At 46.5% G+C, this 20,529-nt stretch carries 17 protein-coding genes; 15 read left to right on the top strand and 2 right to left on the bottom strand.

What is annotated here, in order from left to right:
* Window positions 1-55 precede the first annotated feature (55 nt).
* Window positions 56-1,807: an SgrR family transcriptional regulator gene (locus VIA_RS08280; protein ID WP_004412385.1), complete on the bottom strand. Its 1,752-nt coding sequence runs from the start codon at window positions 1,805-1,807 to the stop codon at window positions 56-58.
* A gap of 374 nt (window positions 1,808-2,181) precedes the next feature.
* Window positions 2,182-4,203 carry a hypothetical protein gene (locus VIA_RS08275; protein WP_071816288.1) on the bottom strand — a complete coding sequence of 674 codons (2,022 nt, stop codon included), beginning with the start codon at window positions 4,201-4,203 and terminating at the stop codon, window positions 2,182-2,184.
* A gap of 164 nt (window positions 4,204-4,367) precedes the next feature.
* On the opposite strand from VIA_RS08275, the gene VIA_RS08270 reads away from it, so the two are divergent.
* From VIA_RS08270 to VIA_RS08200, 15 genes are all read left to right on the top strand, one after another.
* Window positions 4,368-9,224, top strand: a complete 4,857-nt coding sequence (locus VIA_RS08270; RefSeq protein ID WP_004416078.1) for an Lcl C-terminal domain-containing protein — start codon at window positions 4,368-4,370, stop codon at window positions 9,222-9,224.
* Window positions 9,225-9,296: 72 nt separating this feature from the next.
* Entirely contained in the window at window positions 9,297-9,479 is a 183-nt protein-coding gene (locus VIA_RS08265; protein ID WP_004412378.1) for a Flp family type IVb pilin, read from the top strand.
* Between the two features lie 23 nt (window positions 9,480-9,502).
* Complete coding sequence (gene cpaB / locus VIA_RS08260) at window positions 9,503-10,342, top strand: Flp pilus assembly protein CpaB (protein ID WP_004412376.1); 840 nt, start codon at window positions 9,503-9,505, stop codon at window positions 10,340-10,342.
* 20 nt (window positions 10,343-10,362) lie between these two features.
* Window positions 10,363-11,736, top strand: a complete 1,374-nt coding sequence (locus VIA_RS08255; RefSeq protein WP_004412375.1) for a type II and III secretion system protein family protein — start codon at window positions 10,363-10,365, stop codon at window positions 11,734-11,736.
* 12 nt (window positions 11,737-11,748) lie between these two features.
* The gene (locus VIA_RS08250) at window positions 11,749-12,369 is read left to right on the top strand and encodes a CpaD family pilus assembly lipoprotein (protein WP_004412373.1); all 621 of its coding nucleotides are present in this window, start codon (window positions 11,749-11,751) and stop codon (window positions 12,367-12,369) included.
* Between the two features lies 1 nt (window position 12,370).
* Window positions 12,371-13,534 carry a CpaE/TadZ family protein gene (locus VIA_RS08245; protein WP_004412371.1) on the top strand — a complete coding sequence of 388 codons (1,164 nt, stop codon included), beginning with the start codon at window positions 12,371-12,373 and terminating at the stop codon, window positions 13,532-13,534.
* A complete protein-coding gene (locus VIA_RS08240) occupies window positions 13,534-14,871 on the top strand; it encodes a TadA family conjugal transfer-associated ATPase (protein WP_004412369.1) in 1,338 nt (445 codons plus the stop codon). The genes VIA_RS08245 and VIA_RS08240 overlap by 1 nt, the downstream gene beginning before the upstream one ends.
* Window positions 14,868-15,776 (top strand): type II secretion system F family protein, encoded by a 909-nt coding sequence (locus tag VIA_RS08235; protein WP_004412368.1) that lies wholly within the window; start codon window positions 14,868-14,870, stop codon window positions 15,774-15,776. The genes VIA_RS08240 and VIA_RS08235 overlap by 4 nt, the downstream gene beginning before the upstream one ends.
* The gene (locus tag VIA_RS08230) at window positions 15,773-16,627 is read left to right on the top strand and encodes a type II secretion system F family protein (protein ID WP_004412366.1); all 855 of its coding nucleotides are present in this window, start codon (window positions 15,773-15,775) and stop codon (window positions 16,625-16,627) included. Before VIA_RS08235 ends, VIA_RS08230 begins: the two co-directional genes overlap by 4 nt.
* Window positions 16,624-17,358 carry a tetratricopeptide repeat protein gene (locus VIA_RS08225; RefSeq protein WP_004412365.1) on the top strand — a complete coding sequence of 245 codons (735 nt, stop codon included), beginning with the start codon at window positions 16,624-16,626 and terminating at the stop codon, window positions 17,356-17,358. Before VIA_RS08230 ends, VIA_RS08225 begins: the two co-directional genes overlap by 4 nt.
* Entirely contained in the window at window positions 17,355-17,783 is a 429-nt protein-coding gene (locus tag VIA_RS08220; protein ID WP_004412364.1) for a TadE/TadG family type IV pilus assembly protein, read from the top strand. The genes VIA_RS08225 and VIA_RS08220 overlap by 4 nt, the downstream gene beginning before the upstream one ends.
* The gene (gene tadF, locus VIA_RS08215) at window positions 17,773-18,369 is read left to right on the top strand and encodes a tight adherence pilus pseudopilin TadF (RefSeq protein WP_004412362.1); all 597 of its coding nucleotides are present in this window, start codon (window positions 17,773-17,775) and stop codon (window positions 18,367-18,369) included. The genes VIA_RS08220 and tadF overlap by 11 nt, the downstream gene beginning before the upstream one ends.
* The gene (locus VIA_RS08210; RefSeq protein WP_004412360.1) at window positions 18,359-19,549 is read left to right on the top strand and encodes a vWA domain-containing protein; all 1,191 of its coding nucleotides are present in this window, start codon (window positions 18,359-18,361) and stop codon (window positions 19,547-19,549) included. The genes tadF and VIA_RS08210 overlap by 11 nt, the downstream gene beginning before the upstream one ends.
* Window positions 19,550-19,593: 44 nt before the next feature.
* Window positions 19,594-20,058 carry a TlpA family protein disulfide reductase gene (locus VIA_RS08205; protein WP_004412359.1) on the top strand — a complete coding sequence of 155 codons (465 nt, stop codon included), beginning with the start codon at window positions 19,594-19,596 and terminating at the stop codon, window positions 20,056-20,058.
* A complete protein-coding gene (locus VIA_RS08200) occupies window positions 20,055-20,525 on the top strand; it encodes a DUF4266 domain-containing protein (RefSeq protein ID WP_004416082.1) in 471 nt (156 codons plus the stop codon). Before VIA_RS08205 ends, VIA_RS08200 begins: the two co-directional genes overlap by 4 nt.
* Window positions 20,526-20,529: the final 4 nt, after the last annotated feature.

Below are 20,529 nucleotides of genomic sequence, written 5' to 3'. Positions count from 1 at the left end.
ACCTGAAAATTGCATACCTATTAATGCTTGATGTTTTGAGTTCAAAGTAAATATTTTAATTAGTAGACCAAACATTTTTTATGTCGGGCCAGCCCCAGTTAGTTAGCGCCACGTCGTTGAGGACCCCTTGAAAGCGTAAGGTTTGCCTGTGATGAAAGAGTGGTGAAAGCCAGAATTGGTTAATCAGTGCTGACGCAATAGGCTCTAACGCATCTAAATAGTCATTTAATGGCGTTTGTGAACGAAGCTCGTCTAAACGTTGGACTAGCCACTGCTTAGACTCTTCACCAATACAACGCTGAATAATGGGGTTGTGATAAAGACTGTTAAAAGCGGACGCATGGCGATTATCATCTAGGTTGATGTTGGTGATAATCAAAGATTCGGAAAGATCTCCCTGACTAGAGCGAGTAGTTAGCTCGCGGTAGGAGTAGGTATTGATAGTGACGTCGACGCCTTGTTGTTCAAGTAAGTACTTCAATGCTGAGGCGCAGTTCCACAAGGAGCTATAGTCGTAGACGGCAATGCTGAGTTGTTTAGGTAATGTGACCGAAGGCATCTCTGGGCGAGTAATCTTGTGCCACATAGGCAGAAGATTTTCAGCGATTTCGCAGCCAAATAAACGGTCTGTTTCATCCAGGTAGCGATAGACTTTATCTGCAGTGAGGTAAGTCGAGAGAAAACGTCGTTGGCTATCATCTAGAGCCTGAGCCCCGCTTTGATTAAATAGGATGAACATACAGCCGTCCTCTATCCGGCTCTTCTGCACATCTTTTTCTGTACGCTGGCTAACTGCATGAGACACATAGTAGTGGCACTGTTTACTTGATTGGGCTCCAGGTTGGTTGGTGTGAATTTGCTGGTTTTCCAGCCCTAGCTCGTCTAGGTGCCATATGGTGACTTGATCGGTTAAGGCTCGGCAGCTGTAGTAGCGCTCAAATGCCTGTAAACACAGCTTTGTTTGGCTATGCTCCGTCACCTCAAATGGCCCAGAACCAATCACTTGACGAGAGGCTGATTGGCTTACTTGGTTTGGTGGTTGAATTGAGTATTTAACACCGGAAAGAAGTCCACCAAACCCTTGATCGGGTTTAGAAAGCGTAAAGACCACTTTATTTCGCGCTGGCGAGTGGACGGACTCTAAATGCTGGAGCTCACTTTGGTAGTCTTCGAGCGCCATTAGCTTTTCGAACAGCTCACTAATGCAACTTCCATCTATGGTGGCACCATTATGAAAGCTCAAACTCGGGCGTAGATAGAAAGTCCACTGCAGGGCTTCTTCGTCATAGTACCAATGGTGGGCTAATTGTGGCTGCAATTCTCCGCTATGAGAACTACCGACTAAGCAGCAGTATATTTGCCTTAGTAGATACCGTTCACTCGATCTTTGTAGCTGATGGGGGACGAGGCGTTCAAAGGGACGTTTGTAGGTAAGCTGGATATGGAGCATACCCTCTCGGACAGAGGCGCCCGACGTACTTTGTAGCAGCCTGCCGAAAGCAATTTCGTCATCATCGAGTATAGAGAGTGCCTTTTCATACTTACCTTGCAAAATACGTTTGGCGGCAAGTCTATTTTTAAGCTCATCTAGTTCTAGGTTCAATACTAATGTGGAACGCTGATTACGCCCCGGTTTTGGTGTCCAACTTAACCATTCAAGTTGCTGCATTTGGCTCAGTAGATTACGAGCGTGGCGTGGACTGGTAAACAGCAGTTCGGCCACCATAGGTAGCGCGGTTTTGATCTCAGCGCCGACTCCCATAGGAACCAGGCGAGTGTAATAACGAATAAGATTTAAGTCAGACACAGAAATTCTCAATAAACCAAGCACAGTTGTTATCTAGTTTGTTCCTATTTTCACTCGGTTTCTACAGCTTGAAGGCGAAATTCGCCAATTATTGACAATAAGAGGAATGGAATAAATTTATTTGGCTAGTTTTTACGTTCCGTATTAAGCGAGAAAATAGCGGCAACTAAGGAGGCGAAGATGAGAAAAGCAGTAATGATACGTTACTACCAAGCGCGACTCGCCAGCTCTTCAAATAGGTTGGAGAAATTGGCGCTGTTGAATCTACTCGATCTATTGGCTTAACCGCTACTGGTTGCTGACTAAACCAAGCGGCATCAAATAAAACTTGCTCCTGACCCCCACGAAACAGTTTATTGATGCCGCTTTTTTGATTAGAGAGGTTTGTATAACGTTATCCACGTCCCTCTATCTAGACCACTGATGTTTACTCCAGTCACGCTGCTTGCTTGAGTGACACCAGTGGGTAACCAATGAACGTTAATGGAATCAAACTTACTCGCTACTGACGCTTCAAGACCTGTCTCTTCAAGTAAAAATCCCATATTGGTGGCTTTCCAGTGGGCAGTGGCTGTTGCTGCCCATTGATCTTTGAGACGGTTGGTAATCAGCTGGGCGGCGACTTTGAGTTTAGGACCGGCAATTTTAGCAAATTGAAAATACTCGACGGAATTACCCACAACGGCCACGGCTTTGTCGTTGAGTACTCTTAGGTCTTTGACTGCACTGCCTTGAATCGGGAATTGTTCAATCACTTGGTATTTGCTGTTATCCAACAAATAGAGCGAGCTATTGGTTACCACTGCCGACTGCTTTCCATTGGGTGATGACTTTACAAAATGGATAGCGGCATCTAATTGGAACTTATTTAACTCTGTAGCGAATTGACTCTTCTCCACCCAGGTTACGTTGTTATCTTTAAGGCCAAAGATCAGTTTATCGTTAATTGTGAAGGCTGCTGCTTTCGCATTGTTTATACCAATGGTCGATTTAGGCGCTAATGTTGTCGAGTCAATCAGTACCGCATCATCGTTGCCGCCAGCACCACTATCGACAATCAAAAGCTCTGACTCATCAAGTGAGGCAACAACAAAATCTTGGGTCGCTGTTAGCGTGTAACTCTCCGAGCCCATTACCAGTTTGTCAGCACTTAATCGGCGCAGTTTATCTTTTGCGTAGATGCCATCGTCTAGTTCAGCAAGGATAGATTTCTTTTGGTAGAGCGGCATCATCCAGTTGAAATTATCATTGAAGCAGCGCTGTGCTGATAGATCGGCATCTGGGTTGACTGGGGTTGGTTTGGGGATCGGAATTGGTACGCTGCCTGAAGCGCCGCCGTACGCATCAATGGATACCTTTGAATGTTTAGTAACTTGGGTGGATTTATCATGCAAGCTAGTTAAGAAAATACCACTGGTTCCACTTGAACCACACTGTTCACTGGCTTGAGCTACTAGCTTAGGTTGATAAAGCTTGTAAGATTGAATGCTATTAAGTGCAGGCAGGATTTGTACAAGTTGATGTTCCCCGCGCTGCCATCCAAGTAGATCATCTATGCTGCCGCCGTGGTGGTCGTCATCGTCATCGTCATCATCATCATCGTCGTCATCGTAGCGAGTGATGGTAGTCAGTTCAGATAAGGCGTGTGCAGAAGCGCTGACTGCGTTATTGCTATTACCAATACTAATGTGCTTCACATTGTCTGATGAATCTAAAAAGACGATTTTTTGATTGGCAGGATTATACGTAATCGATTTCGCCCCAATGAGTGATGAGTCAACCTGAGAGCCATGCACGGTAAGAAGACCATCAAATGAGACATGCCTGCTTGGTTGAGATTTTAGATTAATACTAGATAAATCAAGAGTTTGATTGGCAATCATAAGATCAAGAGCATGGGCGATATTGAGCATCGGATCGAACTGACCTTGGCTCTGAGCTTGACGTAAAGTTTTTAGTAAAACTTCGGTCTGATCTTTGGGGCCATGAGTGGTATTGACCTGCGAAAAATTGACCCCCACTTTATCACCGAGTGCTTCTTGCAGATAGGTGATGGCACTTTGTTCATCGCCCTTCAATGCCGGGTTAAACAGCATTTCACTGTGCACTAAAGTGGTGAATGGTGACACCATCTGTGAACCAGCATGAGCCGTCAGAATTGCACCGTTATCATTGATCATTTTTGAATAGCTGCTGGTGTCAGAAATTTGTTGTTCGTAGGTACTACATACTCCGTCTAGATCTGTATCAGCACACTCTTTGAGAGAAGAGTATGAGTATGCATTAACGCCACTTGTTGATGAGGTCGAGTCATCCGAGCCTCCTCCACAAGCACTGAGAAGTAGTACACCTGAAATAGAAAGTGCCAGTTTGCACATTGGATAATTTTTAAGCATAGTCAACCGATAATTTTATTGAATTCTATTTTGCACAGTATTAATTGCTGCCATTTAATCATCTATCGAAATAAAAGATCAAATGATATTGATAATAAATATCATTTAAATTAATATCGCCGCTCAATTTTGTTGTTGGTTTTATAAATCATGGAGTCTGGACGGTGGGAATACTGGTCAAAAAACTTGGGGCTGGGGCGATAACAATAGCGCTTGTTGGCTGTGGTGGAGGAAGCGAATCTGATGCGAAAATTTCCTCGCCAGAAAGTAAGGTATCTGCCAAGAATTTGTCTGGTGTCGTGATGGATGGCTACTTAAAAAATGCCAATGTCTGTTTGGACAAAAACAACAATGCTATCTGCGATAGTGCAGATGGTGCGATTGTTCTGACTGATGAAAATGGTCACTATGAGTTGCCAATCGAGGGCGATATTTCTAGTTACAATCTGCTTGTTGAAGCGCTTTCTGGCGTCACTGTAGATATGGATAATCCAGGTCAAGTTTTACTTAGTGATTTTACTCTAGAGGCGCCAGGAACCCGACCTGAAATTGTTAGCCCATTGACCTCCATGGTATCAAGCATTGCGCAAACAACGGGTGTTAGTTTTGATGAAGCAGCTAAGAGTTTGGCTGATGATCTGAATGTTTCAGAGCAGACGATTATGTCTGACTATGTAGGTAGTACAAATCGTGAAAGTCAGCAAATCCATATGCTGGCACGTGGGATCACCAAGGTACTCCAGTCCGCTCAAGAAAGCTCAGTCAGCGGCGGTGTCACTGAAGAACACGCAAGAAAAGGCTCAATGCAGCGACTTGCGAATCTTGATGTCGCCGCGCTAAAGCAGCGTACAGACAATCTCTCTCACGGAGCGAAAAATACCGATCAAGCGCTAGCTCAAATTGCGGGTGACTATCAAAACGATTTAAAGATTACCCCTGATGATATCAAGGGAGATAAGGTTCTAGCTCGACCAAAAGCGCCAAAAAATCCAGCAGTCAATGATGCTGCCGATACTTTTGACTGGACTTGGGTTAAACCCTTCAATGCTATCTCAGATTACGAATTCTCATTAGACGGTGGTGTGAGCTGGCAAGGTGTCACTCAAAAGCCGATCAATGTAGGTTCTGGACCAATTCCTCAAGGAAGTGTCCAAGTCCGTGTTGCGGCAAAGCCTGAAAGAGCGATCGCTGTTGGCTTGGTCTTGGTTTCTGATAAAGCTTACACAGATACGCTGGTTGCTCCGGCACCAACGGCACTAAACCTTAATGATGCTAAAAATGAGTTAGATTGGACATGGGCTACGGGATTTGTCGCGTTTCTAGATTACGAATACTCTGTCGATAGTGGTAACAGTTGGAAACCAGTAACAGCAAAGCCACAATACATTGGTGATATTGCATTAGCAGCTGGTGAGCTAAAGCTAAGGGTTAAAGCGGATGACGGGCAAGGACGTCCGGCAGGTTTAATGGCGAAATCGACTCAACCTATAACGGTTACACCACCTAAACCAACCGCACCGGTACTGCTTCGAGCTGATGATGCCACTGATATATTAGAAATCACGCTAGTCCAAGGCTTTCCTAGCCTTAGCGATTATGAAATTAATCTAGGGTCGGGTTGGAACGAGCTGACAACAAACCCGGTACAAATCGGCAATGTGGATATTGCCTCTGACACAATACAAGTACGTGTGAAAGCGAATGCTACTAATGCTCGCCCTGCAGGTAGCTCACTTGTGGTTACACAGCCATTTACCCGAGCCATCAATAAACCTTCTAGCCCGACACTTCCTGTTGTCGACAATGCCAACAACCAGTTTGGTTGGACCAATGTCGCTGGATTTGTAGACGTATCTGACTATGAGTTTTCAGTCGATGGCGGTAAGTCGTTCAGTGATGTGGGTAATAACCCTCAAGATTTATCTGATAGTAATTTTGCTATCGGTGATGTTTGTGTGCGAGTAAAACAGGCCGCCAGCAATGCAGCAGGCAGCTTACTGTGTAATGACAAACCTTACTCTGTGACGCCAGCAAAACCGACAGCACCGACTAATGGTGTGGTTGACGATGCGCAAAACACTTTCGATTGGACTTGGGTTTCTGGGTTCGAAACGATTCAAGATTACGAAGTGAGAATTGAGGCTGGCGACTGGCAACCGGTTCAAACCAAACCAGTGCAACTTGAAGATCGTGCCTATGCCATTGGTACGATTGAAGTTCGAGTAAAGAATAATCCAGTTGATGGTCGTGACGCAGGTGAGGTTTTGTCGAACACTGACGAGCTTACCAAGCAACCTGACGCGCCCGTGGCGCCAACATCTCTTGTCGTTGATGACACCGTAAATACTTTAGATTGGGTGAATGTCGCAGGCTTTAGCGCTGTTGCTGATTACGAGTGGTCGGCCAATGGTGGTTCAACATGGACACAAACCGTGGCGAAGCCAATCGTGGTTGGCGATATTGCAAAACTGGCAGGTGAAGTACAAATTCGCGTCCGTGCCAATGGGCTAAATGGTCGCCTGGCAGGTGCTGCGGCATTAACGGCACAAGCGTATACCCAAACGCCGACATTGCCTGCACCAAGCAATGGTGCAATCAAGGTAGCAAATAATGGCGCAGTGCCAAATATGATCAATTGGGATTACGTCAACAGTGGCGAGCATTATGACCGCGCTGAATATTATGAGTTTACCGTAGATAAAGGCACTACTTGGCACGCTGTTACAAACAATCCTCAGTTTGTTGGGCCTAAAGCCTATGACAAGAGCTATGTGGGTATCCGAATTAAACAGAATGCGATTGCGGGCAAAGAGAATAGTGCGGGGTCGATCCTGTGGGCTACGGCTTTGACTGGGCAATTTGGAGCGTTTGAATATGTCCCAATGGAAACGTGGAATCAGTCATCAGGGTTCAGTTTATACCATGGCTGGAATAGCTACGATACAAAGTGTGTTGCCCAATACGATAGTAATGGCGAAGGCGAACCAACATTCTGGGCAGTGACTTCAGTGTCAAGGTCTGAGAACGTATTTACTAGAGTCTCTGAGCTAACGACTTGTGGCATTAATCATTGGCAATTACCTAAAGCATCAGAAGCGCTCACACTAACGACCCGTAGTAGAGATACACTGCCGAGTTACGCGAGATCTTACCTAATTTCAGATTACTCAATTGTTTGGTTAGATGAAGCAGGGACAGCGGTAGCTTACAAAAATGGAGTGAAGGACGCATCTCCCTACTCAAGCAAATATGCTTTCGCGAAATGGCAGCTTGCGAGTGGTGCGGAGCTTGTTGCGGACGTTAATAACAAACTATCGACGCTAGATGGCTTTTTATCTCAGCAGTCTACTGAACTGACTCAAGCAACGTCGTTTTTAACGACATGGTTAGCAACAAATCAAGCTAAGCAAAAGAGCTACACAACGCTAAGTAGCGAAGCTAACGTGAAACTGAATGCTCTTAATGGGCTAACGGCGAGTTGGGAAGCGCAAAAAGCTCAGCAGCAAGCACTCGTGAGCAAATTAACGTTTGAAGCGAAAATGGCTCAATCTCGTACGGACAGTGAGAGCGTTGCTTTCATTGTTAAAGTGGCAGAGTTCGAGAATAAGCTTGAACAGTTAAGCAAAAACAATGTCGCGCTTTCAGGAGTGATCGAAGCTACCGCATTCGCTGAGAAGCTTGCCAATATTCAATCACATTCTGACTCAATGACATCTGCGCAAGCGACGTTGCTCGCAGCAAGCTCAGGCAGTGCAATGCACCAAGCGACCTTGGCGTTTTACGCAGCATTATTTGATATTGAAAGTGACTATGGCACCACAGACGCGTTAAAAGCGGCGCTAAACAATGCATTGAACGGTATCGATAGCCAATTCGCGGCGCTGATTTCTGCGATGACAGATTTGGTTACTGAGTTAGATTCAACGATTGCCGTCCATAGTATCGATACATTACATACCACAGCAGAAGATGGATTAAACCGTGCTCACTCTGCCGGGTTTGTAGTCGCGCAAGCTGATGCTCTCATTGATGGCCAGTTTGCAAAGTTAGACTCATTAGGTCGTTACTTGCCTAAAGCAACATCCTATCAGCAGGGTTGGCGTTGTGTGCTCGATACCAATGTCTCGGGGACTAAACGAGTTTGGACATTGTTAAGAAGTGGCCTGCCGGGTAGTAAAGACGAAATCGTTTACGATGCAGCGGGCGCTGATTTACCAAGTGTTGTCGGGGTTGGAGGAGTTATAGAGACAGCGAACAATGCTAATCTATGTGGTTTCAATGACTGGAAGGTGCCTCATCCAAAGCGAATCAAGTCATTGGAAACAGCAACGGTTGCAGGACTTAATGGCGCGAGTAAGACGGTTGATGTCAATGTGTTCCCGAATCACAAAGGCCTTGTTCCTGAATACGATAAGTCTTACTACAACGGGGGGACACGTTTCTATTATTGGACGAGTGCCGCTTCAAGTTCTTCAAAGCAATACGCTTATGTGTTTGCCAATACGAGTGAGAGACCTGACCTACGCGCGTTTGACCTAGATGGCGATAGCTATGACCAGTACGTCACTATGGCACGACTAATGCGCGAAGACTCTGTTGCTTGGGACTATATCGCTAGTGACGGCTCAATCGTCGCGGATCGTGCCTCAGCACAGTGTGCTAAGCATCCAGAGACAGGGGAGATTTGGCAGATCTTCCAGAGTGCAATATCGAGTGAACGTTATAAGACCTTTAACAACATCCAAACGGAGCTAGCCAACTATCAAGGTGGTGTGTGTGGCAAGTCAAACTGGGGCTTACCCTCTGTGGATGATATGCGCAGCTTGATCCCAACAGATGTTGCGGTATTCCCATACGCAGCGCCCACGAGTAGCGATTCTTACGAGCATGACTACTACGTTACGAATGGGACGACAGAATCAAATCTCGAATACATTGAAATAGAGCTTGGTAAGTCAAGCACTAGTTATTACAGCAGCACAAGCCCAAATAAGTTCTTATACCGCTTCGTCGCTAAATAACCCAAATCTTTAAAAATAATAACTAATCCAGCCTCCGTTGGAGGCTGACTCTCATTTTTTAGGAGTCTATTCATGCTGAATAAGAAAAAACAACGCGGAGCTGCCGCAATTGAATACGCAATTTTGGCTGCAGCGATGTCGGTCGTATTGCTCACCTTAGTCGGGGGCAGTGACGGGCGATTAACACAAGCGATCACACAGGCTTATGACACCGTTATTACCTCATTAGAACAGTCTGCAGATTCAGGCGAATAGTTTCGTTTAGTTAAGGAAAAATCATGACAGCGAAACGACTAATGTTGCTTTCTTTGATTTTGTCAGCAGTGGGGATCGCCATCCTCTTGCTCAATCCAAGTAAGCCTCAATCCGAACAACGTCAAGCGGCTGCCGAAGTCTTTAAGCGCGTCCTTGTGGCTAAGCAGGGAGTAGTGGTGGGTCAGCCGTATACACTCAACATGTTCCAATGGAAAAGCGTATCGGAGCAAGAACTTAATAACTACCTCGACTTTATCTCGGAAGAAGAGTTTTCTCGTTTAGACCTAAAACCAGGTATTGCGCACACGGCGATTCAGTCTGGCCAAGTGATGTCTTCAGATGACTTTGAAACTCCTGCCAGTGGCATCTCGATGGCATTTAAAGTGCAAAGTGGTCATCGCGCAATATCAGTTCCGGTTGATGCGGTCACAGCCAATTCTGGATTTGTTCAGCCCGGTGACAAGGTTGATATCTTGCTATTGGGTTCTCAAGTCGAAGAGCTCAAGAAGTATGACAATCAAGTCGCGGGGCTCTACGTAACGACTATTGCTATTGACGTGAGAGTGTTGGCATTTAATCAGTATGCTGATCCACAAGATTTTCAGAAGAATCGCAGTGCTTACGGCGCAGATATTCCTGATAACAGCTCGGTCTCTTTGGAAGTTACACCTGAACAAGCGACCCAAATCGTGCTGGCGAATCAAATTGGTAAGCTGACATTGTCACTGCGCGGAGCGGGTGAAATGATTTCTGATGTTGATGAGAAATACACCGTCACTTCAACACTGATCAATCCTGATAGTAAGCAGGTCGCGCCAGACTTAGGTTTGATTCAGCTTCGACCAACGAAAGATAAAAACTAGTCGTGATAGGAAAGGACACTATGAATAGAGCATTCCGCTGGTGGAGCTTGTTATTGCTTCCTGGTTTGTTTTTCTCATTTGCTTCATGGGCAGCCCCACTAGAAGTAAATATTAATGAAGCGAAGATGATTAACTTGCCGCAAGATGCGAAATCGATCTTCATCTCTAACACTCATATTGCGGACTACCAGCCTATGACCAACACCAAGATTATGGTGTTTGGCATGCAGGCAGGCACCGCGACCATTACCATCTTAAATGCCCAAGAGCGTGTCATTTACAACAACAAGATTCGAGTTGTTCATGATACTAAGGAATTGGATTCGTTGATTGCAGCGCAGTTTCCAGAAGCATCGGTGCACTCTGAATCGTTGGGCGGGAAATTGTGGTTAAAAGGCAATGTACCAACACCTGTTATGGCACATAGCATTGTTAGTGTCGCAAAAGGATACTTGTCGCCAGTGATTGCTCCTCAGCAATCAGAAAACGGTTCGACTTCATCTGACAGTTCAACGCAGAATTCTGGCAGTGACAACAGTGATGAACTCGTCAACCAATTGATGGTGACGATGCCAACGCAAGTGAACATTCGAGTTCGCATTGCAGAAGTGTCGCGTAACGTATCCAACAAATTGGGCATTAAGTGGGGCTCACTTCAAGCGGGTATGGGGAGCTTTTTATATACCAAAGCTTGGGATGTAAGCAGCTGGGGTAAACCAACATTAGGTGCGTTGGTTGATGCGCTTGCGTCTGATGGCACGATGTCTATTCTTGCTGAGCCAAACTTAACCGCCATGTCAGGGGAAGATGCAAGCTTCTTGGTTGGTGGAGAGATCCCGTTACCATTGATTAATGGTGATACGGCAACCGTCGAGTACAAGCCGTTTGGCGTTAACTTGAACTTTACCCCTGTTGTACTTGGTCCTGATCGTATTAGCCTGCGTGTTTCACCTGAAGTGAGCAGTGTGTCGGTCGACAATCAGACGACATTGAATGGTAATACTTACCCATCATTCACTTCTCGCCGTGCCACCACCACCATTGAATTGGCGAGCGGACAAAGCTTTGCACTTGGAGGGTTACTTCAAAGCAGTGAAATTGATCAACTGCAGAAGTTACCAGGCGCGGGTGATATTCCAATCTTAGGCGGCCTATTCCGTTCAAGTGAGTACCAACGTAAAGAAACCGAACTGATCATAATTGCCACGGCTTATCTTGTTGAGCCAGTGCGGAATGACGCGTTACCTCTTCCTACCGATAACTTACTGCCACTTAGCGATCTCGAGCGCCTGCTCGCGATTCCTCGTTCGCGCGGTAAGCAGGTGAAAGGCAAAGATACTTACACGGACAATCGAGCGCCACGTTTGCTCGGTGATAACGGTTTCTACTACTAAGGTAATTACTTCATGATCAAATACATTTTACCTGCCTTGGTATTGCTTGGTGGGTGCAGTTCATCTCCGATTGAGAAAGCGCCAGCGCTTGATGTGGTTTCGGTGACCAATAAGCTGACATTGGCTATGCAAAGTTCGTCTTTAAGTGCAAAGCAAAGTAAAGCCGTTGAGCAGCTTGTTCAACGTAAAGGCTCCCCATATGGTTTGAACGTCAAGCTAGTGAGTTTAAGCAAAAGTGGTCAACGAGGCTTAAATCAAATTGAAGCATTACTTATCGATCAAGGCATTGCTGCTAAAAATATTCATCGCGAACACCTAGCTGAGAATGGCAAGGGTGACGTTCAGATCCTGATTGAGTCGTTTAAAGCCAAAGTGCCAAAGTGCCAAGCGCAAAAGTACAGTAACAACTTCATCAATCGTTACAAAGAGCATCCATCGTTTGGTTGCGCCACATCTGTTGCGCTGGCTCAAATGGTCGCGAACCCGAAAGACTTAGTTGTTGGCGAGCAGTTAGGCGCAACCAATGGAGCTAAAGCGGTCGCGACGATCGACGGTTACATCGCACCTGCAATGGACTCTGGCAACCAAACAAGCAGCGAAGAAAACACATCGACAGAGTTTGGAGGTAATTGATATGAAAACACATACCTTGTCTGTGTTGGTGGCCGCATCAGAGCGTCTCGATATCTACAGTCTGACTCAAGCATTTGCTGAAAAAGGCATTAGCAACCTTGTTCAAACAACATTGGACGAAGAGCAAATCATCAAGCAAGTGGTGAAACATGGTCACGAAATTGTGGTGCTGGATGTTTCGCAGCTGTCGGTTGAACAAGCGAAAACCATGCTACATACCGTCAAGCTGAGAACAGGAGCTCAGGTTGTTGCAGTTGGCGACAATCGAGAAATCGCCTTTTATCGCGCGATGGTCTCTGCAGGTGCGAGTGAGTATCTACTTAACCCAGTTGAAATCAGCGCCTTTAACGCGACAGAGTTCCAAGCAAATAAAGCAGAAACAACGGCAGGTAAAGTGATTGCTGTTGTTGGGGCTAAAGGAGGCGTTGGCGCATCAACCATTGCGGTGAATTTAGCGCGCGAATTGGCGGAGCGAGGAGAAGTACTCACTGTTGCCGATATGGATTTTGCGACTGGTGACTTAGACCTGCAATACGATGTGCAAGGTAACACCGCATTAGTGGAGATGCTGCAGTATCCCGAACGTCTAGAGCCTGTGGTGTATGAGCGAAGCGGTATTAAAGTCTCGGACCGCGTGACCTTATTTACCGGTTACTTGCCACTGGACTCTACACCATTTTGGCCAGAGAAAAGCGCCTTAGACCACTTTAGAAAGTTCTCGCTTCAACATTCAGATAGCTTGGTACTGGATTTACCTTCGTTTTCGATGCGCGACCAAATCGGATTTAGCTCACTGGCCCAAGCGAATGTCAGGGTATTAGTGGTAGAACCGACCTTATCGTCGATTCGTAACACAGGGCAAATTTTGGCGTTACTGGATTCAACGGCAAATGGTCAGTCAGATAAGATCAATCTGATTGTGGTCAACCATACCAAATCAGATAAAGCGTCGTTGATCAGCTGTCACGATGTTCAACGCGCGTTAGGTTGCGCAGTCGATGTTGTATTGCCTTATGCGCCTAACCATTTCTTAGCTAAAGAGTCACTGGGTCGTTCATTGTTAAATGGTAACCGCAAAGTGTCGAGGGCGTTTGATTCACTGGCGAGCAAAACTGTTGGTGGAGAGCCTACAACCAAACGCCGCCGCTGGTTGAGAGGTGCCTAATGTTTACCACCTCTAGAAAAACGGTTGAGCCGCGCAATAACGCCGCGACTCCGGTAACGAATGCTCATTCTGATCCGGTTAGGGATCATTACCAAGTCATTCATGCCAAGGTGATTAAGGCGATTGAACCTAGTGTGGTGGTTAAACTGAGCCCTGCGGATCTCGAAGGGCGTATCCATCACCTGGTGTCCGATATTGTTTCCGCTGATCAGCTTCCTCTTGGCCACCGTGAGGTGTTTACTGTGGTCAAACAGTTGGTTGATGAGATGTGTGGCTTGGGACCATTGCAGCCACTGCTCAATGATCCGGTAATCACAGATATCATGGTCAACGGCTATAAGGAAGTCTATGTCGAGAAACTGGGAAAACTTCAGAAAACTGACGTGGTGTTTCGAAGTGAAGAGCAACTGCTTAACTTAGCGAGACGTATCGTCAGCAAAATTGGTCGTCGTATCGATGAAACATCGCCCCTTGTGGATGCACGTTTAGAAGATGGCAGCCGTGTTAATGTGATGATTCCTCCGCTGGCACTGGACGGAACTTACATTTCGATTCGTAAGTTCACCCAAGATAAGCTCTCTTTGAATCAACTTGCGACCAATGGTTCGATGTCGAGCAATATGGTTCAGCTACTCGATGTCATTGTACGTTCGAGACTCAACGTATTAGTCGCTGGTGGTACGGGAGCTGGTAAGACAACACTACTCAATGCTATGTCGTTTAGCATCTCGCCAACTGAACGCATTGTTACGATTGAAGATGCCGCTGAACTCAAGCTTCAGCAACCCCATGTGGTAAGGGCTGAAACGCGTCCTGCTAATGCAGAAGGGCTGCCTGCTATTGGCCAGCGAGAGTTGGTGAAAAACTCCCTACGTATGCGTCCTGATCGCATCATCCTCGGCGAGGTTCGTGGTGAAGAAGCATTTGAAATGATGCAGGCAATGAATACCGGTCACGATGGCTCGCTTTCGACATTACATGCCAACTCGCCAACGGATGCACTGGTTCGCTTGGAAAACATGTTAATGATGGCTCAGTCTAACTTGCCTTTGTTTGCGCTTAGACGTCAGGTGGCGGATACGATTGATGTGGTGGTTCAGGTAGAACGCATGCGTGATGGCAAACGCCGAGTGGTTGCTATCACAGAGATCATCGGCTTGGAAGGTGAGCAGTATGTCACTCAAGACTTATACCGATATGTCATGAGTGGCGAAGATGTGCAAGGGAATCTGCAGGGCGTCTACCAGTCGAGCCGAACTTTGCCACAGTTCGTGACCAAGGCGGCTTATTATCAGTTAGAGCCACTGCTTCGCCGCGCGATGGAGCTAGAGATATGATTTACATCTCAGCTGCTTTGTTCCTGTTGTTGGTGGTTCTTTATGCTCTATGGCGACGCTCGCTCAAAGCAAGGGTGGCACATCGCTTAAACGGGTTAAATGCACAGGCTCGTCAAGATAGTGCGCCTTCGATCTTGCGTAAAGCCACGCCTTCAAGTGGGGTGTCACGACTGGTTGTTCGCCTAGATGCGTTGTTTTCTACTAAAGACAAAGCGTTACTTTTGGCTGCACTTATCGTGTTACCCGTAGTGAACTACGTGATGCTCGGCATGATCGATGCTCAGTGGAGAATTGCATTGGGGCTTGCCGCGACCGCTGCGATGGCTCTGATGCTATTTGTCTTGCGCAAGAAACAGCAAATTGAAGAGTTCGAACAGAGCATTGTCCAAGTCTTAGGTCTGATTAGCCGAGCGGTTTCGGCTGGACTATCTGTGCCTCAGGCGATTTCTCAGGTGGCTGAGTCGCAAGGTGGGTTACTGGGACGTGAATTTTCTCGTATTGAAGATCAGCTCGCGTTGGGGCACGGGATGCGCTACACCCTAAACGAAGCGTGTATTCGCTTACCTTACAAAGCCTTTCGCTACTTCACTATTGCGCTGGTATTAAACCAAAGCAATGGTGGCCAACTGCGCGAAATTTTACACAGTTTAAGCCGTACTCTGCATGACAATCGCACCATGCAAAAAAAGGTTAAGAGTCTGACCTCTGAGCCTCGCATGGCGGCACGTTTTCTTTCACTGTTACCGCTTGGCCTACTGGCGGTAGTCGCTTGGATTAACCCCTCTTTATTCGTTTTGCTGATCAAAACTGAAACGGGTCAGTCAGTGTTGATCTACTGCGCGGTGAGCATTGTGTTGGGTGCTATCACTCTACAGGTGATGACCAAAAATAGGAGGTTCACATGATCCTCTCAATGGGTATCGCGTGTCTTGTACTAGGAGCTGTGGGGGTTATTGCTGGATTCCTTCATGCTACCCAGTACGACATTGTTAAAGCGCGTCTTGATCGCGTTGCAAGGTTTGGTGCGGTGCAAGTCTCGCGCGGTGGTATTTTGCGTTGGGCGAGAAACCCAAAGCGCGCTCAAAAGCTCGCCATGTTTGGATACGTTTCATCACAGGCTGAATCGATTTTCATGACAGCACGTGCTAGCGCAATGACTATCGCCGGAGTGGTCTGGTTTTACTCTCAGCAACTCTCGGTTGATGTTGGTGGATTTGCCCAATGTGTCGTAGTTGCTCTGAGCATAGGTATTGTTATTGATAGAGCCCTAGATTGGCGAGTCAATGTGGTACGCCAAGAGATCGCTAAAAACATCCCAGATGCACTTGATTTAATGGTGGTGTGTGTCTCCTCTGGGCAAAGTCTTGAAGCGACCTTTAATACGGTAGGCCAAGAGATGAAAAGCATCTCGCCATCGCTTTCAAGAGAGTGGTTAGTGACGGCCACGGAAATGGCAGTGTTGGATTCTCCTCAAGTGGCACTGACTAACTTGGACACTAGGTTAGCCCTACCTGAAGTGAACAACATGATAGTCACTATGTCGCAAGCACTGAAGTTTGGTACGCCAATGGCCGATGCGCTCAAACTGATCGCTTCAGATAACCGCCAATATCACATGTTAGAGCTCGAAGAGTGGGTCGGAAAAATCCCGGCGAAAATGTCATTTCCTTTGGTCGTACTCATCATGCTGCCTGTGGTTGTCATCATCGTTGCGCCAATGGTGCTCAGCCTCTTCCAAACCTTAGGTCAATTATGAAAAAGTCAATTATCGCCCTTGTCTTGGGGTTTACCTTAATGGGTTGTCAAAGTGCGCCACAACAAGAAACCGATGACCTAAAACTGGCCAATACAGCGATGCTAAACGGTCACGCGGATAATGCATTACTGATCTACAAGCAAAAGTTGGAGTCGACCCCAGATGATGCTGAACTGCTGTTTCTTGCAGGTTCAGCGTGTAACCAGTCGGGCCGTTATGACGAGGCATTACACTATCTAAACAAAGGGCAGCAGATTTCTCCCTCACATCAGTTTGAGCGTGAAATCGGCCGCTCGCACCTTGCCTTGGGTGATTTGGAACAAGCAAAATCAGCGCTAGTTAAAGCAGTAAATGCCGCGCCGTCAGACGATGTCGCCTTAAATAGCTTAGGTGTCACACATTCATTGCTTCAGGAGTATCAAGACGCGAGAGAGGTGTTTAGCCAAGCGATAGTGCTAACACCAGACAGTGTTGAATACCGAAATAACCTAGCGCTTACTTGGATGTTGGATGGAATGCCTCATCAAAGTATCCGCATCTTATATCCCATTTATCAGCGTGGAGAGGCGAGCAGCAAAGTGCGGCTTAACTTAGCGTTGTCATATGCAATGAGTGGAGATGTTGAGGCTGCGAAACAAGTGGCGGCTCAAGACTTGTCGCAAGCTGAGCTTGAGCGCAATGGGCAGTATTACTTAAATCTAGCCAATCAGTTTGACGGAGAAACCCAATGAAACGTCAACGAGGTAGCCAATCCTTAGAGTTCGCGATGATAGCGCTGCCTTTTGTATTGCTGTTGTTGGTGGTATTCGAATTGACCCGCTTTCTTTGGATCAACATGGTGTTTGATTCAGCGGTCAATCAAGCTATGCGCGTCGCGCGTGTGATGCCGCCGGCATATGCTGCCGATCAAAGCGTCAAAGAAAAAATTGCCTCTTATCCATTGCTGGAAGAGGAAAAGGTCGAGCTCTCTGCTCCCCGCTATGCAGGTTTTGTGAGTGACTTGGCTCACTATCGTATGACATCTGCCACACAAGCCAAGCTAGGGCAATACACAGTGAATTATCATTTTTCGTTCTTGTTGATCCCTAAGCTAAGTGAAGTGTGGAAAGAATCGATGACGTTGCAGAGAGTGATGGTGGTGGCGTATGACCATTAAAACCGCATCAAAGCAAGGCGGTGTGGCTTCGATTGAGTTTCCATTTGTTGTTGTTGGCATCATGGTGATTGTCTTTGGTTTAGTTTCCATTTATCGCCTGATGTATACCCAGACGCGACTCGACAGTACCGCGTTTATGCTCGCCGATATTGTTGCGCGAACCTTTGATGATAAGGGATCTACTGCGGGACTGACGCTAGATGAACTGATCGATGAGCAGTTTGATGCTGAGGATCTACGGATGATTGCTCAACGTATGTTGCCAACAGGAATCGCGTCAGAGAACGTTGGTTTGAAATTAGAAATTCTACGCCAAGATCCAGCCTCAGGTGATATCAAGCCCGCTCAGCGGGGAGCCGGAGCAAATTGTACTGCGGCATCTTCTATTGAAAGCCTGTCTGGCTTAGCGCCGAAAAGTGAGCGAGATGAAAAAGCACTTAAAGGCCGGACGGCAACTTTAGTCCAGGCCACGTTATGTGTTGAAAACCCATTTAGTCTCGATTCGCAGTTTGAGTTGACTGGCTTTGTGCTACCAAGTCGTTTGACAAGCAAAGCTGTGATGATTGGAGGTCGTTATGCACTTTAATCAATCGATTTCGAAGCAACATGGATCTGTGGCGATCAGTTATCTAGCCATGCTGATTCCTATGATCATTGCAGCGGCGTCAACCATTGTGATTGGTTACCAGGTGCAGCTTTCTAATCGAGGAATGCAAGCGACAGATGCGGCGAGTCTCGCGTGTGAGTTTAGCGGTGAATATGACGGAACTATGGCTCAAGGTTATCTCGATTACTACCGACCAAAAATTGACAAAGTGAGCGGTCAAATTGGGACTCACAGTGGCTGCAATGTGTCGCTGAGTTACAGTTTATCGACCATATTTACTTCGCTGACGTTGTCGGATGCTTCATTCGTTGTCAGTTCAACGGCAAATGAAAAAGCTTATGTGACTGAAGATGTTGCGAGCGAGCCTCTCGAATTGATTCTAGTGCTCGATATTTCAGGTTCAATGGCCAGTGACCTTGATGACTTAAAAGCGATTTTAAAGCGCGGCTTAGCTTCATTAAAAGAGCAGCAGAACAACGCCCTTAGTAAGGATCATATCAAGGTCTCCATTGTGCCTTTTTCTGATGGCGTTTCAGTCAATAACGCCCCTTGGCTCAATGAAACAGGAACCTTCTGTGTCGAAGGTATCACTGAATCTGGTGGCAAGTTTTCTGCGGCGCACACGGTGGCAAATTTGGACATTACCCATGACCAAACCCCAGTTAAAACCTTTCAACCGGATAAGTGGCTGATGGATTGTAGCGCGATGTCGGTCACCTTGCCGCTTACTGCCGATTTAAACCAAGTGACGAATGCCGTTGATTCGCTTAGAACCGAAGGTGGTACGGCTTCTTACCAAGGCTTGATTTGGGGGCTAAGACAGCTCACACCAAATTGGCAAAAGGCTTGGGAGGTTGGGCCGAATCGCAACTTTGACAAGGTTGAACGCAAGTTAGTGCTAATGACTGATGGTGCCGATTACGGTAGTCATTTCGATGAGCTAATCAATGCAGGTTTGTGCGATAGGGCAAAAGACTATGGGGTTGCGTTGAATTTTGTTGGCTTCGGTGTGTACGGCGCTCGACTTGAACAATTTACTCGCTGTGCTGGGGACGCTAACGGCGTTTTCTCGGCCTCCAACACTCAAGAGCTCGACAGCTATTTCTCGCAGCTGCTGAGCGTTCAATACGATACCAGATTGAATTTTGGCAATAACTAAGTCTACTCAGACTCACAATTAAAACAAAAACTTAAGGAGAAATAATGTTTAAGAAATGGGTTGTCATTCTCGCGTTATTAACGTCACTGCCGTCGTTCGCTTTTAAAGAAGGGGACACGCTGACGGATACGGCATCTGCAGGGTTATCTCTCGACCCTAATAAATTGACGATTGTGGATTTTTTCGCTGAGTGGTGCGTGTCATGCCGTCATGAACTGCCAGAAGTGAATTCTCTCTATCAAACCCTTGATGGTACGGGTGTCACCGTAGTGGGTGTTGATGTTGATGAAGAAGTCGAAGTGGGACTGGCATTTCAAAAAGAGCTTGGTCTCGAATTCCCAGTGATTAATGACCCTCAGCAATCGTTGGTCAACGAATTTAAGCCTATCGGCATGCCTGCGCTCTATTACATCTACCAAGGACAAATACTCAAAGTCCGTTTTGGGGCGATAAACAACATCAGCCAGGTAATTACTGAAGACCTAGCTGAAATGGGAGTGGAATTATGAGGCTGGTTACTCGCTCAACTTATGTCGCGTTAGCGATGTTGTTTCCTTCTTTGGCAGTGAGTGCACCCAAAATAGATTTGAGTGGGATAGGTAAAGCAAAGCCGGTGCAAACACAAGTGACAAACGATTCAGGCATTTTCGAAGAGGAAGTCATTTCAAGCAAAGTGTACAGCAGTGACGGTGCAATGCCTTCGGCGAGGCGAAAAGTTGAGATGGTTAAGCCCAGTACGGCTCAACTAAAACTCGACAAGCCGAAAAAAGAGAACAAATCCTCGTTGGAATTTGTCGACAAGGCATTGGGCATCAAGCCTGTTAAACCGTGGGAGAAAGGCACTCTGGCAAAAAAAGAGATGAAGCCAGGAGGTCCAGTCCCGGAGTTTGATTTGTTTTCCGAAAAGGTGTTTGCCTACAAGCAAGGATCGGTTGGTGGTAGTGGCGTCGGTGGTGGCGGCTGTGGTTGTAACTAAATAA

It is taken from the genome of Vibrio orientalis CIP 102891 = ATCC 33934 (genome assembly GCF_000176235.1).
GTDB lineage: Bacteria > Pseudomonadota > Gammaproteobacteria > Enterobacterales > Vibrionaceae > Vibrio > Vibrio orientalis.
The sequence above is the reverse complement of the archived record's forward strand: the minus strand, read 5'-3'. Positions and strand labels throughout refer to the sequence as shown.

What these genes read in the sequence shown, in the direction of transcription:
- VIA_RS08220 (WP_004412364.1), top strand. Translation starts at nt 17,355, where the DNA reads ATGAAACGTCAACGAGGTAGCCAATCCTTAGAGTTCGCGATGATAGCG.
- VIA_RS08255 (WP_004412375.1), top strand. Translation starts at nt 10,363, where the DNA reads ATGAATAGAGCATTCCGCTGGTGGAGCTTGTTATTGCTTCCTGGTTTG.
- tadF (WP_004412362.1), top strand. Translation starts at nt 17,773, where the DNA reads ATGACCATTAAAACCGCATCAAAGCAAGGCGGTGTGGCTTCGATTGAG.
- VIA_RS08265 (WP_004412378.1), top strand. Translation starts at nt 9,297, where the DNA reads ATGCTGAATAAGAAAAAACAACGCGGAGCTGCCGCAATTGAATACGCA.
- VIA_RS08245 (WP_004412371.1), top strand. Translation starts at nt 12,371, where the DNA reads ATGAAAACACATACCTTGTCTGTGTTGGTGGCCGCATCAGAGCGTCTC.
- VIA_RS08275 (WP_071816288.1), bottom strand. Translation starts at nt 4,203, where the DNA reads ATGCTTAAAAATTATCCAATGTGCAAACTGGCACTTTCTATTTCAGGT.
- VIA_RS08240 (WP_004412369.1), top strand. Translation starts at nt 13,534, where the DNA reads ATGTTTACCACCTCTAGAAAAACGGTTGAGCCGCGCAATAACGCCGCG.
- VIA_RS08250 (WP_004412373.1), top strand. Translation starts at nt 11,749, where the DNA reads ATGATCAAATACATTTTACCTGCCTTGGTATTGCTTGGTGGGTGCAGT.
- VIA_RS08230 (WP_004412366.1), top strand. Translation starts at nt 15,773, where the DNA reads ATGATCCTCTCAATGGGTATCGCGTGTCTTGTACTAGGAGCTGTGGGG.
- VIA_RS08235 (WP_004412368.1), top strand. Translation starts at nt 14,868, where the DNA reads ATGATTTACATCTCAGCTGCTTTGTTCCTGTTGTTGGTGGTTCTTTAT.
- cpaB (WP_004412376.1), top strand. Translation starts at nt 9,503, where the DNA reads ATGACAGCGAAACGACTAATGTTGCTTTCTTTGATTTTGTCAGCAGTG.
- VIA_RS08200 (WP_004416082.1), top strand. Translation starts at nt 20,055, where the DNA reads ATGAGGCTGGTTACTCGCTCAACTTATGTCGCGTTAGCGATGTTGTTT.
- VIA_RS08225 (WP_004412365.1), top strand. Translation starts at nt 16,624, where the DNA reads ATGAAAAAGTCAATTATCGCCCTTGTCTTGGGGTTTACCTTAATGGGT.
- VIA_RS08210 (WP_004412360.1), top strand. Translation starts at nt 18,359, where the DNA reads ATGCACTTTAATCAATCGATTTCGAAGCAACATGGATCTGTGGCGATC.
- VIA_RS08205 (WP_004412359.1), top strand. Translation starts at nt 19,594, where the DNA reads ATGTTTAAGAAATGGGTTGTCATTCTCGCGTTATTAACGTCACTGCCG.